The organism is Streptomyces sp. NPDC055189 (assembly GCF_053606765.1).
This window is the reverse complement of record NZ_JBSGSG010000019.1, coordinates 105,734-127,061: the sequence shown is the minus strand read 5'-3', so window position 1 is coordinate 127,061 and position 21,328 is coordinate 105,734. Positions and strand designations below refer to the sequence as shown.

Genomic DNA, 21,328 nt, shown 5'->3' with positions numbered 1-21,328 from the left:
GCAGGAGCGGACACCGGCCGGCGACGGCTACGCGCTCGCAGATGTGACTCAGAGGCTCTTTCGCAGGAGAACGCACATCGTCTCGTGGCGACGGAGCACCCCGTCAGGTCCTTCCACGTCCCAGCCGTCGAGCGCGCGGCCGTACGCGACGTAGCCAAGGCGCTCGTCGAGGGCGCGCGCCCGGGGGTTGCCCTCCTCCACGGCGAGTTCGGCCCTGCGCAGGCCGCGGTCGCGGATCCTTTCCTCCGCAGCTCGGATCAACAGCGTTCCCAGGCCGCGGGACTGGAGTGCCGGGAGTACGGCGAGCTGCCACAGGGTTCCGGCCTGCCCGGAGGCTTTCCCGGAGACGGCATAGTCGATGCCGCCGATCGCCACCGGCAGATCCGCAGGCGTGCACACAGCCAGGTAGTCCACCTCACCGGTCGCCGCGCGCGCCAACTCCCCTTCTACGTGGCGCAGGTGGGTGGCCGAGCCCGCCCAGCCGCATGCGGGCAGGTCGCGGAGCAGCAGGTCACGCACTCTGACGGGTACGGAGATCGTGGCGTCGGTGAAGTCCGGGGCAGTGTTCACAGCGGCGAGCATGCCGACCGGCGCCCCGGCACCGCAATGCGTTTCTGCTGCCAGGAGCCGCCCCCACGCGCCCCCCCCTACGCCCCGCGCTTCTTCGCTGTTGTCTTCTTGCCGGCTGTCGTCTTCTTCGCCGCGGACTTCTTGGCGGCCGTCTTCTTCCCGGTCGCCTTCTTGGCGGTCCGCTTCTTCGGCATCTCGTGGACGGTAGCGTCCTTGCCGCTGCCGGCACTGCCCCCGCTCTCACCGCGGGAGGCCTGCGCCTTTGACACGGACTCCTGGAGCGCGGCCATCAGGTCCAGAACCTGGCCGGCCGGTGCCTCCTCCTCGTCCGGTTTCGGCGGCTTCTTCCCACCGGCCTTCGCCTGGATGACCTGCTCCAGGGCTTGGGTGTAGCGGTCGGTGGACCACTCCTGGCCGGTGATGCCGTCGGTCGTCATGGAGTCGATGAGGAGCACCGCCCTGTCGATCTCCTCGTCGCTCACGTCGACGGCCGTGGGCGCAAGCTCCTGCGGGTCCCGGACCTCGTCGTCCCACTTCATGGCGTGCAGCAGGATGACACCGTCCTGCACGCGCAGCAGTCCGAGCCGCTCCCTGCCGTGCCAGGCGAATTTGGCGACGGCGGCCTTGCTGTTCCGTTCGAGGGCTTTGCGCAGGAGCGTGTAGGGCTTGGCGGCGACCTGGCCGTCGGCCTGCAGGTAGTAGCCCTCCCCTATACGGATCGGGTCCACGCTCTCGTAGGGCACGAACGCCGCGATCTCGATGGCCTTGGCGGTCGGCAGCGGCAGCTCGTCGAGCTCGGCGTCGGTGACCGGCACGATCGTGTCCTTGCTGACCTCGTAGCCCTTGCCGATCTCGGCGTTCGTGAGCTGTTTGCCGTCGATCTCGCACACCTTGCGCGTGCGGACCCGGCTCATGTCCTCGAGGTGGTACTGGCGGAACGAGATCGAGTGGTTCTCGGTGGCAGGCAGAACCTTGATCGGGATCGTGACCAGGCCGAACGAGATCGCGCCGGACCAGACGGGGCGGGGCATGCGGTACCTCCGTGACTGCCCCGAGATCACCAGTGTGCGGCCTCGGAATTCACCGCACAATCGCAAGACCCCGTCCGCACCACTGCGCTCCCGCCACCGCAGCCCCGGGAACTCCCCGTGAACATTGACATCCGGGGATCCGCCAAACCCACCCACACCGCTCCGCTAACATGATCGAACTCACAACGAGTGCCGTGATCGCCGCCTTTCAGCAGAAAACCATGCCATCTAGCACGAAGAGTGAGCCAAATAACTGACACCTAACAAATCGGCCAAACCATTGATATCTGTAGCATCTCGAGTATTTTCGCGAAAAAACTTCAGAACAATGTTCATCGCGTGGCGTCAGCCGCGGGCGATGCTGTGGACCGCGGCGAGTGTGGTGGCCCTCGGGTTCCTCGTCGCACTGGAGATCGCCGCGCGCCACTACGGCGTATCGGGGCCGATCGCCAACCAGGCGCGCGAGGTGATCTTCGCCCCGAAATCGGGGCCGCTGCTGTACGCCGGCATGGCGTTGATGATGGTGGTGCTCACGTGGCGGCAGCGGTTCATCGCGGTGGGTGTCGCGATAGGCATCGACGTCGTCTTCTTCCTGGTGCGCTGGGCCGTCGACGCCAAGATGATGTTCGGCAACGGCGCGTTGTGGGTCATCCTGGGCTGTGCGGTCATCGCCGTCACGCGACGCACCGGCGCGGAACGCGTCCTGCTGCTCAAGGGCGTCGGCCTTAGCCTGCTCCTGGTGGCAGGCCGCAAGACCGGTGACACGTGGTTGCTCATCACCTCCAAGACCCGCCCCGCGGTCCTCGACCAGTACGTGGCCACGGCCGACCACGCTCTGGGCAACCCGTCGTGGCTGGTGGGCCGGATGGTCTCGGCGACCGGCTCGGTCGGCGCCCACGTTCTCGACTACGTCTACATCCAGCTCGCGGTGGCCGCGGTCATCGTCGCGCTGTACCAACTGCGCAACGTGGCGACCGAGCGACGCTTCCCCGGCCACCATCTGGTGCGCACGTTTCTGGTGATCGGCCTGCTGGGGCCGGCCATTTACATGATCTTCCCGGTGGTCGGACCGATATTCACCTACGGCGACGGGGCGTTCGGCACCGGCGGCCAGCAGTGGGCCCTGGCCGACCTCTGGCCGCACACGACACCGCAGATCACCACCCCGCACTCGATGCCCTTCGACGAGATCACCCCGCGCAACTGCATGCCCAGTCTGCACACGGCGTGGGCCACCACGATCTTCATCCATTCCCGTAAGGGCCCACGCCTGCTGCGCTATGCGGGCGTTTTCTGGCTGATAGCCACGCTCGGCGCGACGCTGGGATTCGGCTACCACTACGGCGTGGACATCATCGCCGGTGTCGTGTTCGCGTTCACGATCGACGCGGCGCTGCGCTCGCTCGACCGCGGCTGGGACCGGGCGGGAATCCAGCTGGTCGCCTATGGGGCCACCGTCTTCGCGCTGCTCCTGGTGTCGTATCGCTATATTCCGATGCACATGGCCAAGCACCCCGCGGTGTTCGGCCCTCTCCTGATTCTGGCAATGATCTCCGTGGTCTACGGCTATATGCGGACCACCAAGCTGTGGGAGCCGAAGGCCACGCCGACACCGCAGCCGGAGCCACAGCCCGAAATGGTCTGACGGTTCATGCCCGGGCGGCCAGTTGATCGAGGAACTGGCCGGTCAGGTCCAGGCCGGCGCGCAGGGTCCCGGTGTCGTCGGCGAAGCCGATGCGCACGGTGTGCTCGATGCCGAAGGCGGCTCCGGGGGTGAACATGACGCCCGTCTCCTCGAGGAGGCGGGTGCAGAACTCGTAGGAGCCGACCGGGGCGTGGTAGGGCAGGAGCGCGGTGGTGCCCGAGGCCGGCCTGACGCAGGTGATGTCAGCGCGGCCGGCGACCCACGCGTCGAGGATCGCGAGGTTGGTCCGCGTGATGTGGCGGGCGCGGGCCAGGATCGCGTCCTTGTTCTCCAGGGCGACGCAGGCCAGCAGGTCGTCGATGCGGCCGACGCTGATGGTGGTGTAGTCCCGGTGGGTGGCGACGTCCCCGAGGAGGGGGGCCGGGCCGACGATCCAGCCCAGGCGGAGTCCGGCCAGGGAGTAGGGCTTGGACATGCTGCCGGTGGAGATGCCGCGTTCGTATAGGTCGGCGATCGAGGCGGTGAATCCGTCGCCGTCCTGGTCGACGCCGCGATAGACCTCGTCGCACAGCACCCAGGCCCCGGCCCGGTCGGCGATCTTCGCGATGCGGGCCAGGCCTGCCTCGTCGATGAGGGCGCCGGTGGGGTTGTTGGGGTTGTTGACGGCGATCAGCTTGGTGTCCGGGGTGACCAGGCGGTCGAGTTCGTCCAGGTCGGGCAGCCACCCGTTCTCCTCGCGCAGCGGCAGGTGGTCGACGCGGGCGCCGTAGCTGTCGGGGATGGAGTAGTGCTGCTGATAGGTGGGGACCACGGCAACGATGTGGTCGCCCGGCTCGACGAGCGTGGCGTGTACGAGCGCGTTCGCGCCGATCGCCCCGTGGGTGATCAGGACGTTGTCCGGGGCCTGGTCCGCGTAAAGCTCCGCGACCAGGCGGCGCAGGCGGGGGCTGCCGGGGATGGGCCCGTAGGTGAGCGCGGTGGCCTCGAGCTCGGCGAGCACCTGCTCGCGCCGGCCGGACAGGTCGAGGAGCTCGCCGGTGGTCAGTGAGCGGACGCAGGTCTCGGCGAGGTTGTAGCGGCAGGTCTCCTCGTACTCGTTCATCCACTGCTCGACCGCGAATTCTCGGATCTTCACTGGTGCCGGCCCTTCGTCGTCTCGTCGGTGTGCGTCGTCTCGTCGGTGTTCCGGCAGGCGGCCCAGGCGATCGCCGCGTCCTCGATGCCGAGGCCCACGGAGCGGAAGTACACCGGGCGCTGCCCGCCGGGGCGCGGGGCGTGGCCGGCGACGAGGCCGGCCAGGTCGCCGCGCACGGATGCGGGGTCCCAGCCGTCGGCGGCGGCTCGCACGAGTTCGGTGGCCACCCGCAGGCTCGTGTGCGCGTCGACGTACACATCGAGCTCGGGCACGGCGGCGGGCGGGATCTCGCGGGCTCCGGGCGCGTTGGTCGAGATCGAGGTGACGACGGTGCCCGCGGGCAGAACGCGGGGGTCCAGCACGTCGGCGGCCGCGGAGGTGCACAGCATCACCAGGTCCGCGCCCCTGATGGCGTCGTGGAGGTCGGCGACCGCTTGGACGCCGTCGTCGGTCTCGTCGACCCCGGTCGGTGAGAACGCGCGGACGGTCATGCCGGGGCGCAGGTGACGCAGGTAGCGGGCGTGCGCGCGGCCGATGCGCCCGTAGCCGATGACGGCCGCGGTCCGGGCGCCGGGCGCGAGCAGCAGGTCGGCGGCCAGCGCCGTGGTGGCCGCGGTGCGCTCGACGGTCAGGCTCGCGGTGTCCAGGAGCGCCACCGGCTGCCCGGTGGACAGGCTCACGAGCAGCGTCCAGGCCGTGACCACCGGCGGACCGGCCGGGTCCGGCAGGTACGGGGAGACCTTGATCGCGTACAGCCCGGCGGCGGGCAGGACCGCCGGGTAGTGGATGACGTCACCGCCGCCGGGCAGGTCGACGACGAACTGGCCGGGCGCCTGCGTCTCATCCGGGGAAGCGGCCTTGAAAGCGTCCCGCAGGGCGGCCAGTACGGCCTGCTCGGAGACGTGGGGAGAGCTGATCACACGCATGATGGGCAATATATTGCTCACGCGTCGGGGTGGCAAACCGTTTGCGCACTATAGTTCTCACCATGAGCAGTGAGGTCGCCGCGGACAGCAAGGCCGCGCAGGAGTTCGTCACCCGCATCGGCGGGCGTATCAGGGCGCTGCGCAAGCAACGCGGCTGGGGCGTGCAGCAGCTCGCCGACGCCTCCAAAGTCAGCCGCAGGATGCTCACCGACATCGAGCTCGGCCGGGCCAACCCGAGCCTGGCCACCGTCGACCGCGTCGCCCGCGCCCTCGACACCGACTTCGCCGCCCTGGCCCTGCCCGGGGACGGCGACGCGGCGCGGTCGGAGGTCGAGGGGACCCTCGTATGGCAGGCCCCGGACGGCAGCCACGCCCTCCTGCTCGGCGCCACCGAGGACCCGCGGGCCGAGCTGTGGCGCTGGACCCTGGCCCCCGCGGGGCGCTACGACGCCGAGCCCGACCGCTCCGGCGCGCAGGAGATCCACCACGTCCTCTCCGGGCGCCTCACCCTCGCCCTGGAGACGGGGGACGCGGTGCTGGGCGCGGGGCAGAGTGGCGTCATCTCCAGCGACCAGCAGTACGCCTACCTCAACGACGGGGCCGAACCGGTCGTCTTCATGCGGGTCGTCACCGGCACCTGACGGTTTCGGCGCCTGACCGCGTCGGCGCCTGACCGCGCCTGCGCCCGACTCCCGTCTGCACCCGACTCCCGTCGGCGCCCTGCCGGAGATCTTGAGGGCGTTGATCTTGGGCACACGGAGACAAGTGATCTTCACTGTCGTCCTCCGTGAGGGAGTCCAAGTCCAATGACCGTACCCACGCGCCCGGTTCGCCGCATGGACCGCGAACGGCGCTTCAGTCTGCGCACGACCGCCTTGTTCTTCGCGCTGCTCGCGATCATCCTGTGCGGCCTGGTGCTCCTGGTCCGCACTGCGGCGAACATCCTCCAGAGCCGTCCGCTGTGGTCCGCCTATCTCGTCGTGATGGGCATCGCCGTCGCGGTGCTCTGCCGGTCCCGATGGCGCCGCTTCTCCGCCGCGAGATACGCGCGCCGTGCCGCCGCGGCGCTGGAGGAAGCGGCCGAACGGGCCTCCGACAGCCTCGGCACCGGTGCGGCGGACCAGCACACGCCGCCCGGGGTGGCCGAGGCGCAGGACGAGGCGGACGAGGCGCAGGACGAGTTGGATGCCGACGGCTTCGAGCATGCGATAGCCGGGCTCTGCGCCCGTGACGCCTGCCGGGAGATCGAAGTGGTGGGAGGCGCGGGCGACTTGGGCGCGGACGTCACGGCGGTCACCTCCGAAGGGCTCCGTATCGTCATCCAGTGCAAGCTCTACGGCGACGGCAACAAGGTCGGCTCACAGGACCTGCAGCGCTTCGGGGGGACGTGTTTCACCGTCCACGAGGCCGATGTCGCGGCGCTGGTCACGACGAGTGACTTCACCGCTCCCGCCCTCGAGTACGCGCGGCAGTGCGGCATCGTGTGCGTGAACGGCGAAGAGCTGGACGCGTGGTTCGAGGGGACCGGGCCAAGCCCTTGGGAGGGCGCAGGCGTTGATGCCTGACCGGGACAGCGTGCGGAACCTTCTCATGCCGGGGCCCCCAGCCTCAGGCGAGCCGGTCCATCCTGCTCAACGCGGCAACGCCCAGTGCCGCGAGGCCGATCTGGATGAGCCACTCCGCCCAGTCGGGGCCATCGGTGTTCGCCACCCCCAGGCCTGCGGCCACGGCCGTGCCGACCAAGGCCGCCGCGATGCCGACGACCAGCGTCCAGAGAATGCCGATGTGCTGCCGTCCCGGTACGACGAACCGTCCCAGTATCCCGATGGCGAGTCCGATGAACACGGCACTGACGAGACCCGAAATCTCCACGTCTGCCCCTTTATTGATGTCCTTTCACCCACCGGGTTCCCCCGGGCCGGACGGATAGGCACCGGCGCCCCGGCCGTCCCGCGGCGCCCCGGCAGTCCCGCACCGTCAGCGGGAGCCGGACCTGTCCAGGCGCCTGAGCACGGGCGAGGCAGCCGCCCCGTGCAGCACGACCGACAGCAGGACGACGAACGTCATCACCGCCCACAGCTCCTTCTCGAACGCACGAAAGTCCGCCTGCCCCAGCGCATACGCCAGGTAGAAGACGGACCCGATCCCCCGCACACCGAAGAAGGAGGTCACCGCGCGCTCCTTGCGCGTGGTGCTCCCCCGCAGCTGGGCCATCCAGCCCGTGAGCGGACGGATCACGAGCAGCAGCAGGACGGCTGTCACCGCGCCGCCCCGGGACAGGGCGGACAGACCGCCGCAGGCGATGAATCCACCGATGAGGAACAGCACACCGGCGGTGAGCAGCCGCTCCACCTGTTCCATGAAGGTGTGCATCACCACCTGGTAGCCGTGCGCGCGCTCGGCCGACCGGATCGCGCAGGCCGTCGTGAATACGGCGAGGAATCCGTAGCCGTGCAGCACTTCCGTGAGGCCGTACGAGAGGAAGGTCGCCGCGAGGGCGACGAACCCTTCCCTGTGCTCGGACAGCCGCAGCGCTTCCCAGCCCGCCCGGAAGAACATCCAGCCGAGCAGCCGGCCGACCAGCAGGCCGACCGCCACGCCGACCGTGACGCGTACCGCCACGTCGCTCCACAGCCAGTGGCCCAGCCACTCGCCGGACCAGCCCGTCTCCGAGGCGGCGAACATCGCCAGAGCCGCCAGGACCAACGGGAAGGCCAGGCCGTCGTTCATGCCCGCTTCGCCGGTGAGGGCGAAGCGCACCTCGTCCTCGTCGTGTTCGCCCTCGGTCGGCTCACCCACCCGTACCTCCGCCGCGAGCACGGGGTCGGTCGGTGCCAGCACCGCTGCCATGAGCAGGGCGACGGCCGGCGGCCAGCCCACCAGGCCCCAAGCGACAAGAGCGGTGGCCACGACGGTCAGCGGCATCGTGATGCCCAGCAGGCGCCACGCGGTGGACCAGGACCGGCGGCCGAAGGGTCTGTTGATCGCAAGTCCCGCCCCCATCAGGGCCACGATCACGATGACCTCGGTGAGGTGCTCCACCCACGCCCGGTGCTGGTAGGGGTCCAGGTCGGGAAGGCCGGTAGGCAGCAGATAGACGAGGAACCCCACGGCCAGAAAGACCATCGGCATGGACATGGGCTGCCGCGCCACCAGTCTGGGCAGGACCGCGGCGAGCAGCGCGCCCATCCCCACGCAGGCATACCCGATGTCTCCGGCCGTCACTTCCATCTACCGCCCCTGTCCTCGTGGTCGTCCCCTGCTCCGCCGCCTGCTTCTCCTGCGGAAGCGGGCCGGTGAGGGAACGTCAGGGCGCCGGGTAGGGCTTCGTGCCGAGCAGCCCGGCCAGGTGGTGGGCGTTGACCGCGAGGGCGTGCGTGGCGGAGGAGACCGAGTCGGGCGTCTCGTCGAGGTCCTGGTAGTCGGTGCCGTGCTTCGCCTCGCCGACCCAGTAGGTGACCGCGTTGGCCGCCAGCGTGAAGCCGATGTCGTTCAGGCCCTGGAAGACGTCCGCGCTCACCTTGTGGGCACCGTCCTCATTGCCGACCACGGCCACCGCCGCGACCTTGCCGTACATCAGGGGCCGGCCCTCGTCGTCGGTCTCGGACATGTCCGCGTTCAGACGCTCCAGGACCCGCTGACAGACGCTCGACGGGTGGCCAAGCCAGATCGGCGTGGCGATCAGCAGGATGTCGGCGCCAAGCACCTTCTCGCGCAGGGCCGGCCAGGCGTCGCCGTCGCCCAGGTCGGCGGCGACACCGGGACGGACGTCGTGGTCGGCCACCCGGACCGTCTCGATCCCGATACCCAGCTTCTCGAATTCGGCCATGACCTGATCGGACAGCGCTTCGCTGCTGGACGCGGTGGGCGAAGAATTCAGAGTGCAGACAAGGGACAGCGCACGCATGAGGAGCTCCATTCGTCAGCGGCCGAGAGGGCCAGGAAGGGGACGGGTCTTCATTGCCCTGTGAGGGGTGCCCCATCGGATCAATCCCTAACCGAATGCCCCGGGGCCGCCGTCACATGACCGAATCCCATACGGGAATTCCGGCGGGGCCATGGGTTCGGCGAATTCCGGGGAAGCGGCCACGGGAAGGCGAGCGGGAAAACCAGGAGACAACAGACTGTGCGCAAGGGATCGAAATGGCTGATCACGCGTCTCGGTCCACGTACCGCTGGAGCACGTCGCAGCAGTGTTGGAACTCCTCCATGAGACGGGTGGACTCGACGACGAGCACTCCGTAGGGGCGAGCCGGATCAGCGAGCGGGAGGCCGGCCCGGTTCGCTCCCTCGGCCACGCTCCGCCGGCATTTCTGGGCCTCGTCGGCCAGTCGGCACATCTGCCGGGCCTGCTCGGCGAGGGAGTCCTCGTCCAGCTCGCCGAGCACCTGGGAGATCTTCGTGAGGGACTCGAGGTAGTCGGCGTATCCCAGGAGGAAAGCCCGGTCGTCGTAGCGGCCCCCTTCTTCTTCGTGCCATTCGTGCAGGCTGCGCGTCAGGGACGACACTTGGTACAGCGAGCGTTCAAGGGCGGCGAGGACCGCGCCGTACCCCTCGAAGGAGCGTCGGCCGCGGTGCCTGCGCAGCAGTCGGCGGGGATTGAAGTAGAGGCTCTCCTGCGCGGTGCGGAAGCCGTCCTTGGCCTGGGTGATCAGCCCTCCGGTCTGCTCGGCCCGCCAACGCCACTGCCGCAGGCGCTCCTCGTCCAACTCGCCGTCGCGCAGCACCGGATACATGTCGCTCACGAGGTCGCCCAGCGCGGTGGACAGGGAGCGGATTCCGTATTCGGCGCTGCGGTAGCGCATCGGCGGGGCCACCGTGACGTTGACGACGATGCCGATGACGCAGCCGATCAGGACCAGCAGGATGATCTGCCCGAGCTGGGTGGCCTTGGACGTGGCCGACGTGGCGGAGGCATAGGTGGAGAAGGCGAAGAACGCCGCGGTGGCGACCTGCGGTCCCTGGGCGCCGAGTGCGGGCCAGCGGCCGATGGACAGGCCCACCAGTGCGACCAGTACGAACGTCAGCAGGTCGGGGCCGCCGAGGAACCCCAGGGCCGCGACCATGGCCACCCCGGCCGCCACCGCTCCCAGGTAGCGCAGCGACTGCAGCAGGGACTGGTACACCGTCACCTGCATGATCAGCACCGCGGAGAACGGGGCGAACGCCGGGGAGGGCGCATCGAGCAGGTAGTAGGAGACGATCCAGGCCAGGGTCGCGGCCAGCGTGCTCTTGAGGACAAGGAGCAGGGTGTGGCGCTCGTAGCCCGGTGTCCCGCGCGCCCGCAGCCACCATTGCCGGACACGGTCCAGCCACTTCGGGGCCGCGGCTTCCGTCCGCTGCCCTCCGCCCTCGCCGGCCATGCACCGACTCCGTTCCGTTCAGCAGGTCTTCGGGCTCAGCCTGGTACCCGGCGGGGCGGTCCGCATGCGGGGCCCGCACCGCGAGGGGCATTCAGGCACGCCCGACGGAACGTCATGGAAGCAAATTGCAGGCCGGCAAAGCTTGCAAGGGCGGCATATCGGAGCGCCTACCAGTAATGCTTTCGACCGCCCACCGCGTGACCGACGGAGCCGAGAATCCACAGGGCCGCTCCGATGATGACGAGGGCGACGCCGATGGACCACAGGATGGAGATTCCGGCCACCAGGCCGATGATGAGCAGGATGATTCCGAGTGCGATCATTTGGCCCTCCGACCCTCAGAATTAATTCAAGTATGCGCCTGTTCGGTGCAGGCGCCATCCGCGCATCGTCGCCGCCCTGACGCCTTCCGGGCGCAGTGCAGGCGCGGTACGAGCGCCGCACGGAGCATGGTGACCATGCGTGATGGCGGCCCACCCGGTCGCGCCTCCACATCCGTGCCGATCCTGTGCATCTTTGCAGTCAGTGGCATGGAACCCGGACGAGACCTCCCATCTTGCTGAGCAGCGTCTGTCGACGGCGTGATAACACGGAGTGATCAATTCCAAGGAGACGACGAATTATGGGTATCTTCAGCCGTCGCCCGACCGCGACCCTCGAACCGACGCCGCCCGTCGGCGCCGGTTCGCCTTTCCCCGCGGCATCCGATGCCGCGCTCGACCCGGCGCTTCGTGCGCTGACCGGGCAGTGGACCATCGACCGCCCGCACAGCCGCATCGGGTTCTCCGTGCGGCACGCGATGGTCACGACGGTGCGAGGTGCCTTCGCCGACTACGACAGCACGCTGTACTTCGACGGGGCCCGGCCCTCCGAGTCGCGTGCCGAGATCGTCATCCGGATCGCCAGTGTCGACACCGGTGTGGAACAGCGGGACACCCACCTCATAGGCGCCGACTTCTTCGACGCGCGCCGCCACCCGGAGATGACGTTCCGCAGCACGTCCACGGTCCATGAGGGCGGCGAGACCTTCCGTATGGCCGGGGAGCTGACCATCCGCGGCGTCACCCGGCCCGTCGAGATGCAGCTGGACTACCTCGGCTCGGTCGTGGACCCCTTCGGCTTCGAGCGGGCCGGTTTCGACGGCACCACCACCATCGACCGCACCGACTGGGGCCTGGTCTACAACCAGCGCCTGGAGACGGGCGGCGCCATGGTCAGCGAGAAGGTCCGGCTGCAGTTCGACATCTCCGCGATCAGGGCCACGCTCCCGGAGTAATACCCGCGCATCGGCATCAACGAGGGGAGGGCCCCCGTCCCGCTGTCGGGATGGGGGCCCTCCCCTCGTTCACAAGGCCGGAGGCCGGTGCTCAGTCCTCGCCCTCCAGGTCGCCTTCCGTCTCCAGGTAGGCCTGGCGCAGGGCCTCGAGCACCGCGGGGTCGGGCTTGGCCCACATGCCGCGGGACTCGGCCTCCAGGAGTCGCTCGGCGATGCCGTGCAGGGCCCAGGGGTTGGCCTGTTGGAGGAATTCACGGTTGGTCGGGTCCAGGACGTACGTCTCGGTGAGCTTGTCGTACATCCAGTCGGCGACCACGCCGGTCGTCGCGTCGTAGCCGAAGAGGTAGTCGACCGTGGCGGCGAGTTCGAAGGCACCCTTGTAGCCGTGGCGGCGCATCGCCTCGATCCACTTGGGGTTGACCACGCGGGCACGGAAGACCCGCGATGTCTCCTCGACCAGGGTGCGCGTGCGGACCGTCTCGGGCCGGGTGGAGTCGCCGATGTACGCCTCCGGGGCGCTGCCCTTCAGCGCGCGGACCGTGGCCACCATGCCGCCGTGGTACTGGAAGTAGTCGTCCGAGTCGGCGATGTCGTGCTCGCGGGTGTCGGTGTTCTTCGCCGCGACCTCGATGCGCTTGTACGCCGTCTCCATCTCCTCGCGCGCCGGACGCCCGTCCAGCTCACGGCCGTAGGCGTAGCCGCCCCACACCGTGTAGACCTCGGCGAGGTCGGCGTCGGTGCGCCAGTCGCGGGAGTCGATCAGCTGCAGCAGGCCCGCGCCGTAGGTACCGGGACGGGAGCCGAAGATACGGGTGGTGGCGCGGCGTTCGTCGCCGTGGGCGGCCAGGTCGGCCTGCGCGTGGGCGCGCACGTAGTTCGCCTCGTCAGGCTCCTCGAGGGAGGCGGCCAGGCGGACCGCGTCGTCCAGGAGACCGATGGTGTGCGGGAAGGCGTCGCGGAAGAAGCCGCTGATGCGCAGGGTGACGTCGATGCGCGGGCGGCCAAGCTCCTCCGCGGGGATCGCCTCGAGTCCCGTGACGCGGCGCGATGCGTCGTCCCAGACGGGGCAAACGCCGAGCAGCGCCAAGGCCTCGGCGACGTCGTCACCGGCGGTGCGCATGGCACTCGTACCCCACAGGGACAGGCCCACCGAGGTCGGCCAGTCGCCGTTGTCCGTGCGGTAGCGCTCCAGGAGCGAGTCGGCCAGGGCCTGGCCGGTCTCCCAGGCCAGGCGCGAGGGCACCGCCTTGGGGTCGACTGAGTAGAAGTTGCGGCCGGTCGGCAGGACGTTGACCAGGCCGCGCAGCGGGGAGCCCGAGGGGCCCGCGGGGACGAAGCCGCCCTCCAACGCGTGGACGGTGTGGTCCAGTTCGTCCGTGGTGGCGGCCAGGCGCGGGACGACCTCGCGCACGGCGAAGTCGAGGATGTCGGCGACCGGCTGCGGGTGGCCCGCCGCGACCGTGGCGACGGCCTCCGGGGCCCAGTCCGCGTCCTCCATCGCCTGGACCAGGGCGCGCGCCTGCTCCTCGACCTCGTCGGCGCGGGTGCGGGTGGCCGCCGACTCGTCCAGGCCAAGCGCCTCGCGCAGGCCGGGGAGCGAGGCGGTGCCGCCCCAGATCTGGCGGGCGCGCAGGATCGCCAGGACCAGGTTGACGCGGTCGGCGCCGGCCGGGGCGCCGCCCAGGACGTGCAGGCCGTCGCGGATCTGGACGTCCTTGATCTCGCAGAGCCAGCCGTCGAGATGCATGATGAACTCGTCGAAGCCCTCGTCCTCGGGGCGGCCTTCGAGCCCCAGGTCGTGATCGAGCTTGGCGGCCTGGATCAGGGTCCAGATCTGGGCGCGGATCGCGGGCAGCTTCGCCGGGTCCATCGACGCGATCTGGGCGTGCTCGTCCAAGAGTTGTTCGAGGCGGGCGATGTCGCCGTAGCTGTCGGCGCGGGCCATCGGCGGTACGAGATGGTCCACCAGGGTGGCGTGTACGCGCCGCTTGGCCTGCGTGCCCTCGCCCGGGTCGTTGACCAGGAACGGGTAGATCAGGGGCAGATCGCCCAGGGCCGCGTCGGGGCCGCAGGCGGCGGACAGGCCCGCGTTCTTGCCGGGCAGCCACTCCAGGTTGCCGTGCTTGCCCAGGTGGATCATCGCGTCGGCGCCGAAACCATTGTCGTCGGCGGAGGCGGCGATCCAGCGGTAGGCGGCCAAGTAGTGGTGCGAGGGCGGCAGATCGGGGTCGTGGTAGATCGCGATCGGGTTCTCGCCGAAGCCGCGCGGCGGCTGGATGAGGATGAGCAGGTTGCCGCGGCGCAGCGCGGCCAGGACGATGTCGCCCTCCGGGTTCTGCGACCGGTCCACGAACATCTCGCCGGGCGCGGGACCCCAGTGCTCCTCCACGGACTCGCGCAGCTCGGCGGGGAGCGTCGCGAACCAGCGGCGGTAGTCGGCCGCCGGGATACGGACGGGGTTGCGGGCCAGCTGCTCCTCGGTGAGCCACTCCTGGTCGTGGCCGCCCGCCTCGATCAGCGCGTAGATCAGCTCGTCGCCGTCGCCGGAGACCAGGCCGGGCACCTCTTCGGTGCCGAAGTCGTAGCCCTCCTCCTGGAGGCGCCGCAGCAGGGCGACGGCGCTGGCGGGGGTGGCAAGGCCCACCGCGTTGCCGATGCGCGAGTGCTTGGTCGGGTAGGCGGACAGGACGAGCGCGACGCGCTTGTCGGCGGCCGGGATGTGGCGAAGGCGCGCGTGCCGTACGGCGATGCCGGCCACGCGGGCGGCGCGCTCGGCGTCGGCGACGTAGGCGGGCAGACCGTCCTCGTCGATCTCCTTGAAGGAGAACGGCACCGTGATCAGCCGCCCGTCGAACTCGGGAACGGCGATCTGGCTGGCGGCGTCGAGCGGGGATACGCCCTCGTCGTTGTCCTCCCAGTCGGTGCGCGAGCTGGTGAGGCAGAGCGCCTGGAGGATGGGCACGTCCAGGCCGCTGAGGGCTCCGGCGTCCCAGGACTCGTCGTCGCCGCCCGCGGAGGCTTCGGCGGGCCGCGTGCCGCCCGCCGCGAGGACCGTGGTCACGATCGCGTCGGCGGCGCGCAGTTCCTCGATGAGTTCGTCCTCGGGGGTACGCAGCGAGGCGACGTACAGCGGCAGCGGGCGGGCGCCGGCGTCCTCGACGGCGCGGCACAGCGCCTCGATGAAGGCGGTGTTGCCGCTCATGTGGTGGGCGCGGTAGTAGAGCACCGCGACGGTCGGTCCCTCGATGTCGCGGGCGGTGCGCTCCAGCGGGCCCCACGAGGGCGCCGCGGCGGGCGGTTCGAAGCCGTGGCCGGTGAGCAGGACGGTGTCGGAGAGGAACCTCGCCAGCTGCTCGAGGTTGTCGGGGCCGCCGTGGGCCAGGTAGGCGTGGGCCTCGGCGGCCAGGCCGATGGGCACGGTCGAGGCGGCCATCAGCTGGGCGTCGGGGGCCTGTTCACCGGTGAGGACGACCACGGGGCGGCCGGTCGCGATGACTTGGTCGAGGCCGTCCTGCCAGGCGCGCACGCCGCCAAGGAGACGTACGACGACCAGATCGGTGCCGTCCAGGAGCTGCGGAAGGTCCTCGAGCGCGAGCCGGGAGGGGTTCGCGTAGCGGTAGGTGACCGGGCCGTTTGCGGCGCGGGCGCTGAGCAGGTCGGTGTCGGACGTCGACAGGAGCAGGATCATGCGGCGTCGTGCCTTCCTCGGGGTGTCCACGCCCCGGGTGGTGTCGATGGCGTCTCCCCTGCTCGAGCGGACGAGAGCTCGGGGAAGGGAGTTCCTGACTCACCCGGCACCAGGACCGGGTTCACAGTGGCGGGACCGCGCCGGAATCGCACCGGGCTTCCTCCCCTTGTCGCCGTCTGTGGCGACGACGGGCCGGCCGGCCCGTCGCTAGGAATACTAAGGGCCGATCAACTACCGGGGGGCAGGCGGACCTGCTGCGATAGGTCGGTATGCTCGCCGCCATGCCCCCATCGGTCCCCTCGCCTGCGCTCTCGGGAGACGAGTCTGCCCGCAGCCGTGGTGACGCCTGCCCCGGGACGCTTCGGCTGCACCGGGCGGACGACGGGGCACTGGCGCGCGTCCGCGTTCCGGGCGGTCTGCTGTCCGCGGGGCAGGCCGATGCGCTGCGGGAGCTGGCCCGGCACCTCGGAGACGACGAGTTGCATCTCACATCCCGCGGCAATGTGCAGTTGCGCGGGCTGCGTACGGACTGCGGGAACGAACTGGCCCATGTCCTGGGCCGCGTGGGGCTGTTGCCCTCCGAACGCCACGAGCGTGCGCGCAATGTGGTGGCCTCCCCGCTCTCGGGACTCGACGGCCGAGGAGAGCGGGACGTCCGCCCGTGGCTGTCCGCCCTGGACGAACTGCTGTGCACCAGCGATCGGGCCGCCGATTTGTCCGGCCGGTTCCTGTTCGCCCTCGATGACGGCCGCGGCGACGTGGGCGCTCTCGGCGGGGACGTGACCCTGACGGCGCGCGGCGACGACGAGGCACTGCTGCGGATCGGCCCATCGCAGGACGCCGTTCTCGTACGTTTCGCGCAGGCGCCGCAGGCCGCCCTCATCGCGGCCGAGACCTTCCTTGACCAGGCGGCCGGCACGGGTGCCTGGCGCGTGACGGATCTGCCCGACGGCACAGGACCGCTCCTCGACGCGGTCGCGGACCGGTTGCGGCAGGCCGGGTTCGCCCCCACCCCCGCAGCCGCCCCGCTCCCCCGGGATGCGGGCGGCCCCTCCCTCGGCATCGTGCCCGGCCCGCACGACACGGCCGCGCTCTCCCTCGGCCTGCCCCTGGGACGCGTCAGCGCACCCCAGTGGCACACCCTGACCGACATCGCACGCGACCACGGCAACGGCGAGTTGCGCCTGACCCCCTGGCGCGGCATCGTCCTGCCGGGAGTCGAGCGGCAGAAGGCCGCGGAGCTCCTGGAGAACCTGCGGGCGGCCGGGCTCATCACCGCATCCGACTCCCCCTGGACCGGCGTGGGAGCCTGTATCGGCCGCCCCGGCTGCGCCAAGTCCCTGGACGACGTACGCGCCACGGCGACGGCCGCCCTGGGTCCCGTGGGGGCGCTGCCCGTCTACTGGTCGGGCTGCGCACGCCGGTGCGGCCATCCCCACGGAGAGTGGATCGACGTCGTCGCCACCCCCGAGGGGTACGAGATCTCCCGCGTGGACGGGGAGAAACGAGACGTTCCGGCGCTGGTCCCCGGCGGTTCCGACCAGCTCGGTGCCACGGTGGCCGCGGCCCGCGGCTGACCCGACATGAACGACCTCGCGACACCTGACTGTTCCATGCCCTATCAAGAGAGCGAACGCACTGTGCATCAGTACGAGAAGGACGGACCGGCGATCTACCGCCAGTCCTTCGCCACGATCCGCGCGGAGGCGGATCTGGCGGGTCTGCCCGCCGACGTGAGCCAGGTCGCGGTCCGCATGATCCACGCCTGCGGCATGGTCGACCTCGTACGCGACCTCGCTTTCACCCCGGACGTGGTGGCCCGCGCCCGCGAGGCCCTGCGCGCCGGCGCCCCCATCCTGTGCGACGTGGCCATGGTCGCGAGCGGTGTCACCCGCAAGCGGCTGCCCGCGGACAACGACGTCGTGTGCACCCTGTCCGACCCGGCGGTGCCCGATCTGGCGGCCAAGCTCGGCACCACCCGCAGCGCCGCCGCCCTCGAGCTGTGGCGCGACCGGATGGAAGGCGCGGTCATAGCCGTCGGCAACGCACCCACGGCCCTGTTCCGGCTGCTCGAAATGATCGAGGAGGGCGCCCCGCGCCCCGCCGCCGTCATCGGTGTGCCCGTCGGCTTCGTCGGCGCCATGGAGTCCAAGGACGCCCTGGCCGCGCACCCCTCCGGCCTGGAACACATGATCGTGCGGGGCCGGCGGGGCGGCAGCGCCATCGCGGCCGCCGCACTCAACGCGATCGCCAGCGAGGAAGAATGAGCGTGAGCGAGCACGTGAGCGAGCACAACACAGGCCGTCTGTACGGCGTGGGCCTCGGCCCCGGCGATCCGTCCCTGATGACCCTGCGGGCGGTGGAAGTCATCGGCGAGGCCGATGTCATCGCCTATCACAGCGCCCGGCACGGACGGTCCATCGCCCGGTCCATCGCGGCCAAGCACCTGCGCGCCGACCACATCGAGGAAGCGCTGGTCTACCCCGTCACCACGGAGACCACCGACCACCCCGGCGGCTACCGGGGTGCGATGGAGGACTTCTACACCGAAGCGGCGGCCCGCCTGGCGGTGCACCTCGACGCAGGGCGCACGGTCGCCGTCCTCGCGGAGGGCGACCCGCTCTTCTACGGCTCGTACATGCACATGCACAAGCGGCTCGCCGACCGCTATGCCACCGAGGTGATCCCCGGTGTGACCTCCGTCAGCGCGGCCGCGGCCCGGCTCGGCACCCCGCTCGCCGAGGGCGAAGAGGTACTGACCATCCTGCCCGGCACCCTGCCGGAGGAGGAGCTGACCGCGCGTCTGGCCGCCACCGACGCCGCGGTGGTGATGAAGCTGGGCCGTACGTTCCCCGCGGTGCGCCGCGCCTTCGAGACCTCCGGGCGGCTGCCCGAGGCCCACTACGTCGAGCGCGCCACGATGGCCGGTGAGCGCATCGACAAGCTGGCCGCGGTCGACGCCGACTCCGTGCCGTACTTCGCGGTGGCGGTCCTGCCCAGCCGGATCGACGCACCCCGGCCCGAGCGCGCCCCGGACTCCGGCGAGGTGGCCGTGGTCGGCACCGGTCCCGCCGGGCCGCTGTGGCTGACGCCCGAGACCCGCGGGGTCCTTGCCGCCGCCGACGACGTGGTCGGCTACACCACCTACCTGGACCGGGTGCCGGTCCATCCGGGGCAGGAGCGCCACGGCTCCGACAACAAGGTCGAGTCCGAGCGCGCCGAGTTCGCCCTGGATCTCGCTCGGCGCGGCCGTCGGGTGGCCGTGGTCTCCGGGGGCGATCCGGGCGTCTTCGCCATGGCGACGGCCGTCCTCGAGGTCGCCTCGCAGAAGCAGTACGCGGACCTGCCGGTACGGGTGCTTCCGGGGGTGACTGCGGCCAACGCGGCCGCCGCCCGCGCGGGCGCCCCGCTGGGCCACGACTACGCCACGATCTCGCTCTCCGACCGGCTCAAGCCGTGGGAGGTCATCGCGGAGCGGCTGCGCGCCGCGGCCTCGGCCGATCTGGTGCTCGCGCTGTACAACCCCGGCTCCCGCAGCCGGACCTGGCAGGTCGGCAAGGCGCGTGACCTGCTGCTCGAACACCGCTCGCCGGACACGCCCGTGGTGCTCGGCCGCGATGTCGGCGGACCGGCCGAGAGCGTGCGCACCGTGCGGCTCGCCGATCTCGATCCGGCCGATGTGGACATGCGCACGATCCTGCTCGTCGGGTCCTCGCAGACCCGCTGGGAGCAGCGGGGCGACGGACAGCAGATCGTGTGGACGCCGCGGCGCTATCCGGAGGACTGAGCCCGCGGTGCTGCTAGGCCTGGCCGCCGCCGAGCGCGCGCAGCCAGGCCAGGGCCTCCTGCGGGGTGCCGGCCACGCTCACGCCCCCGGGCACCGGCGGGCGGCGCACCACGACCACCGGGATGCCTGCCTCGCGGGCCGCGGTCAGTTTGGGGGCGGTGGCGGCGCCGCCGCTGTCCTTCGTGACGACGACGTCGATGCGATGGCGGCGGATCAGCTCGCGCTCCCCCTCCAAGGTGAACGGGCCGCGGTCGAGCAGCACCTCCATCCGCGCGGGGTGCGGTGCGTCCGGAGCGTCCACCGAACGCATCAGGAACCACAGCCGGTCCAGACCGGCGAAGGCGGCAAGTCCCATGCGCCCCGTGGTGAGGAAGACACGCTCGCCCAGGGCGGGCAGCGCATCGGCCGCTTCCGCCAGGGAGCCGACCGGGTGCCAGGTGTCGCCCCGGCCCGGCACCCAGCCGGGCCGGCGCAGCGCGAGCAGGGGAACATGGGCGGCAGCGGCGGCAGCGGCCGCGTTGAAACTGATCGTCTCGGCGAAAGGATGGGTGGCATCGATGAGCGCGCTCACCCGGTGCGTCCGCAGCCATGCGGCCATTCCTTCGGCTCCGCCGAAGCCGCCCACACGCACCTCGCCCGGCGGCAGCTTCGGGCTCGCCACCCGTCCGGCCAACGAGCTGGTCACCCGCGCTTCGGCGGGCAGCGTCTCCACCAGCATCCCCGCGAGGCGGCGGGCCTCCGTCGTCCCCCCCAGTACCAAAACGTGCATCGGATCCATCCATGGGTGAGGCGAAAGGCGGGCGCAGCGCCCAACTCAAGCACACCGGCCTGCGGCCCGGCTGGACGACCGGTGCCTGCGCCACGGCGGCGGCCACGGCCGCCTACACGGCCCTCCTCAGCGGCGACTTCCCCGATCCGGTGACCATCACCCTGCCCAAGGGCCAGACACCGGCCTTCGCCCTGGCCGTCGAGGAACTGACCGAGGGGCGGGCGACGGCGGGAGTGGTCAAGGACGCCGGCGACGACCCCGACGTGACGCACGGCGCGCTCGTACGGGCCACCGCGCGGCGGCTGCCGCCGGGCTCGGGTGTGGTCTTCAAGGCGGGGCCCGGCGTGGGCACGGTCACGCTGCCCGGCCTGCCGCTCGACGTCGGTGAGCCCGCGGTCAATCCCGTGCCGCGCCAGATGATCCGCGACCACATCGCCCGGGTCGCCGCCGAGCACCGGGGCTCGGGGGACGTCGAGATCACGGTCTCCGTGGACCACGGCGAGGAGATCGCCCGCTCCACCTGGAACCCCCGCCTGGGCATCCTGGGCGGCCTGTCGATCCTGGGCACGACCGGCATCGTGGTGCCCTACTCCTGCTCGGCGTGGATCGACTCGATCCGCCGCGGCGTGGACGTGGCACGCGCCGCGGGACACACGCACGTGGCGGGCTGTACGGGCTCGACCTCGGAGAAGACGGTGGTCGCCGAGTACGGCCTGCCCGAGATCGCCCTCCTCGACATGGGGGACTTCGCGGGCGCGGTGCTCAAGTACGTGCGCCGGCACCCCGTGGACCGCCTCACGATCTGCGGCGGATTCGCCAAACTCTCGAAGCTCGCTGCGGGCCACCTGGACCTGCACTCCGCCCGCTCCCAGGTCGACAAGCCCTTCCTTGCCGCACTGGCCCGCCAGGGCGGCGCGGACGAAGCACTGGCGGCCGAGGTGGAAGTCGCCAACACGGGCCTGGCCGCACTGCAGTTGTGCCAGGCACGGGGCGTCCCCCTCGGCGACCTGGTGGCCGTGGCGGCACGCGACGAGGCGCTGTCGGTCCTGCGGGGCGCGCCGGTGGCCGTGGACGTCATCTGCATCGACCGGGCGGGCACGGTCGTGGGCCGCAGCAGCGTTCGCTGAGAGACCGCACG

The 21,328-nt window shown here is 70.9% G+C and carries 19 protein-coding genes and 1 riboswitch; of the genes, 8 read left to right on the top strand and 11 right to left on the bottom strand.

Annotation, left to right across the window (positions count from 1 at the left end; genetic code table 11):
* Window positions 1–48 precede the first annotated feature (48 nt).
* Both ACWFR3_RS17330 and ku read right to left on the bottom strand, forming a co-directional pair.
* Window positions 49–582, bottom strand: a complete 534-nt coding sequence (locus ACWFR3_RS17330; RefSeq protein WP_453735413.1) for a GNAT family N-acetyltransferase — start codon at window positions 580–582, stop codon at window positions 49–51.
* A 65-nt stretch (window positions 583–647) separates the two neighbouring features.
* Window positions 648–1,601, bottom strand: a complete 954-nt coding sequence (gene ku / locus ACWFR3_RS17325) for a non-homologous end joining protein Ku (protein ID WP_453735412.1) — start codon at window positions 1,599–1,601, stop codon at window positions 648–650.
* A gap of 328 nt (window positions 1,602–1,929) precedes the next feature.
* Between ku and ACWFR3_RS17320 the strand changes: the two genes are divergently transcribed.
* Window positions 1,930–3,246: a phosphatase PAP2 family protein gene (locus tag ACWFR3_RS17320; protein ID WP_453735411.1), complete on the top strand. Its 1,317-nt coding sequence runs from the start codon at window positions 1,930–1,932 to the stop codon at window positions 3,244–3,246.
* Window positions 3,247–3,250: 4 nt separating this feature from the next.
* Here the strand turns inward: ACWFR3_RS17320 and ACWFR3_RS17315 are convergent, their stop codons facing one another.
* Window positions 3,251–4,381 carry an aminotransferase gene (locus ACWFR3_RS17315; protein WP_453735410.1) on the bottom strand — a complete coding sequence of 377 codons (1,131 nt, stop codon included), beginning with the start codon at window positions 4,379–4,381 and terminating at the stop codon, window positions 3,251–3,253.
* Window positions 4,378–5,307 carry an NAD(P)-dependent oxidoreductase gene (locus tag ACWFR3_RS17310; protein WP_453735409.1) on the bottom strand — a complete coding sequence of 310 codons (930 nt, stop codon included), beginning with the start codon at window positions 5,305–5,307 and terminating at the stop codon, window positions 4,378–4,380. The genes ACWFR3_RS17315 and ACWFR3_RS17310 overlap by 4 nt, the downstream gene beginning before the upstream one ends.
* A gap of 62 nt (window positions 5,308–5,369) precedes the next feature.
* Here ACWFR3_RS17310 and ACWFR3_RS17305 point away from each other — a divergent pair, with 62 nt between their 5' ends.
* A complete protein-coding gene (locus ACWFR3_RS17305) occupies window positions 5,370–5,948 on the top strand; it encodes a helix-turn-helix domain-containing protein (protein WP_453735408.1) in 579 nt (192 codons plus the stop codon).
* 165 nt (window positions 5,949–6,113) lie between these two features.
* Complete coding sequence (locus ACWFR3_RS17300) at window positions 6,114–6,872, top strand: restriction endonuclease (protein ID WP_453735407.1); 759 nt, start codon at window positions 6,114–6,116, stop codon at window positions 6,870–6,872.
* Window positions 6,873–6,915: 43 nt separating this feature from the next.
* Here ACWFR3_RS17300 and ACWFR3_RS17295 read toward each other — a convergent pair whose 3' ends face one another.
* The 5 genes from ACWFR3_RS17295 to ACWFR3_RS17275 form a co-directional block, all read right to left on the bottom strand.
* Window positions 6,916–7,179: a GlsB/YeaQ/YmgE family stress response membrane protein gene (locus ACWFR3_RS17295; protein WP_453735406.1), complete on the bottom strand. Its 264-nt coding sequence runs from the start codon at window positions 7,177–7,179 to the stop codon at window positions 6,916–6,918.
* Window positions 7,180–7,284: 105 nt separating this feature from the next.
* Window positions 7,285–8,538 (bottom strand): cation:proton antiporter, encoded by a 1,254-nt coding sequence (locus tag ACWFR3_RS17290; RefSeq protein ID WP_453735405.1) that lies wholly within the window; start codon window positions 8,536–8,538, stop codon window positions 7,285–7,287.
* 76 nt (window positions 8,539–8,614) lie between these two features.
* The gene (locus ACWFR3_RS17285) at window positions 8,615–9,214 is read right to left on the bottom strand and encodes a flavodoxin family protein (RefSeq protein ID WP_453735404.1); all 600 of its coding nucleotides are present in this window, start codon (window positions 9,212–9,214) and stop codon (window positions 8,615–8,617) included.
* A gap of 244 nt (window positions 9,215–9,458) precedes the next feature.
* Window positions 9,459–10,670: an FUSC family protein gene (locus ACWFR3_RS17280; RefSeq protein ID WP_453735403.1), complete on the bottom strand. Its 1,212-nt coding sequence runs from the start codon at window positions 10,668–10,670 to the stop codon at window positions 9,459–9,461.
* A gap of 167 nt (window positions 10,671–10,837) precedes the next feature.
* On the bottom strand, window positions 10,838–10,993 hold the full coding sequence (locus ACWFR3_RS17275) for a DUF6131 family protein (RefSeq protein WP_361183912.1): 156 nt from the start codon (window positions 10,991–10,993) through the stop codon (window positions 10,838–10,840).
* A gap of 299 nt (window positions 10,994–11,292) precedes the next feature.
* On the opposite strand from ACWFR3_RS17275, the gene ACWFR3_RS17270 reads away from it, so the two are divergent.
* On the top strand, window positions 11,293–11,946 hold the full coding sequence (locus ACWFR3_RS17270) for a YceI family protein (RefSeq protein WP_453735402.1): 654 nt from the start codon (window positions 11,293–11,295) through the stop codon (window positions 11,944–11,946).
* Window positions 11,947–12,037: 91 nt separating this feature from the next.
* Here the strand turns inward: ACWFR3_RS17270 and cobN are convergent, their stop codons facing one another.
* Window positions 12,038–15,634, bottom strand: coding sequence for a cobaltochelatase subunit CobN (cobN, locus tag ACWFR3_RS17265; protein ID WP_453735431.1), 3,597 nt, complete (start codon window positions 15,632–15,634; stop codon window positions 12,038–12,040).
* A 69-nt stretch (window positions 15,635–15,703) separates the two neighbouring features.
* Window positions 15,704–15,855, bottom strand: a riboswitch (cobalamin riboswitch).
* 48 nt (window positions 15,856–15,903) lie between these two features.
* Between cobN and cobG the strand changes: the two genes are divergently transcribed.
* The 3 genes from cobG to ACWFR3_RS17250 all read left to right on the top strand — a co-directional run bounded on the left by cobG (window position 15,904) and on the right by ACWFR3_RS17250 (window position 19,421).
* Entirely contained in the window at window positions 15,904–17,211 is a 1,308-nt protein-coding gene (gene cobG / locus ACWFR3_RS17260) for a precorrin-3B synthase (RefSeq protein WP_453735401.1), read from the top strand.
* 63 nt (window positions 17,212–17,274) lie between these two features.
* Window positions 17,275–17,901 (top strand): precorrin-8X methylmutase, encoded by a 627-nt coding sequence (locus ACWFR3_RS17255; RefSeq protein WP_190079552.1) that lies wholly within the window; start codon window positions 17,275–17,277, stop codon window positions 17,899–17,901.
* Complete coding sequence (locus ACWFR3_RS17250; protein ID WP_453735400.1) at window positions 17,898–19,421, top strand: precorrin-2 C(20)-methyltransferase; 1,524 nt, start codon at window positions 17,898–17,900, stop codon at window positions 19,419–19,421. Before ACWFR3_RS17255 ends, ACWFR3_RS17250 begins: the two co-directional genes overlap by 4 nt.
* Window positions 19,422–19,434: 13 nt before the next feature.
* Here ACWFR3_RS17250 and ACWFR3_RS17245 read toward each other — a convergent pair whose 3' ends face one another.
* Window positions 19,435–20,190, bottom strand: a complete 756-nt coding sequence (locus ACWFR3_RS17245) for a cobalt-precorrin-6A reductase (RefSeq protein WP_453735399.1) — start codon at window positions 20,188–20,190, stop codon at window positions 19,435–19,437.
* Between the two features lie 11 nt (window positions 20,191–20,201).
* Here ACWFR3_RS17245 and ACWFR3_RS17240 point away from each other — a divergent pair, with 11 nt between their 5' ends.
* Window positions 20,202–21,317: a cobalt-precorrin-5B (C(1))-methyltransferase gene (locus ACWFR3_RS17240; protein ID WP_453735398.1), complete on the top strand. Its 1,116-nt coding sequence runs from the start codon at window positions 20,202–20,204 to the stop codon at window positions 21,315–21,317.
* The last annotated feature ends 11 nt before the right edge of the window (window positions 21,318–21,328 follow it).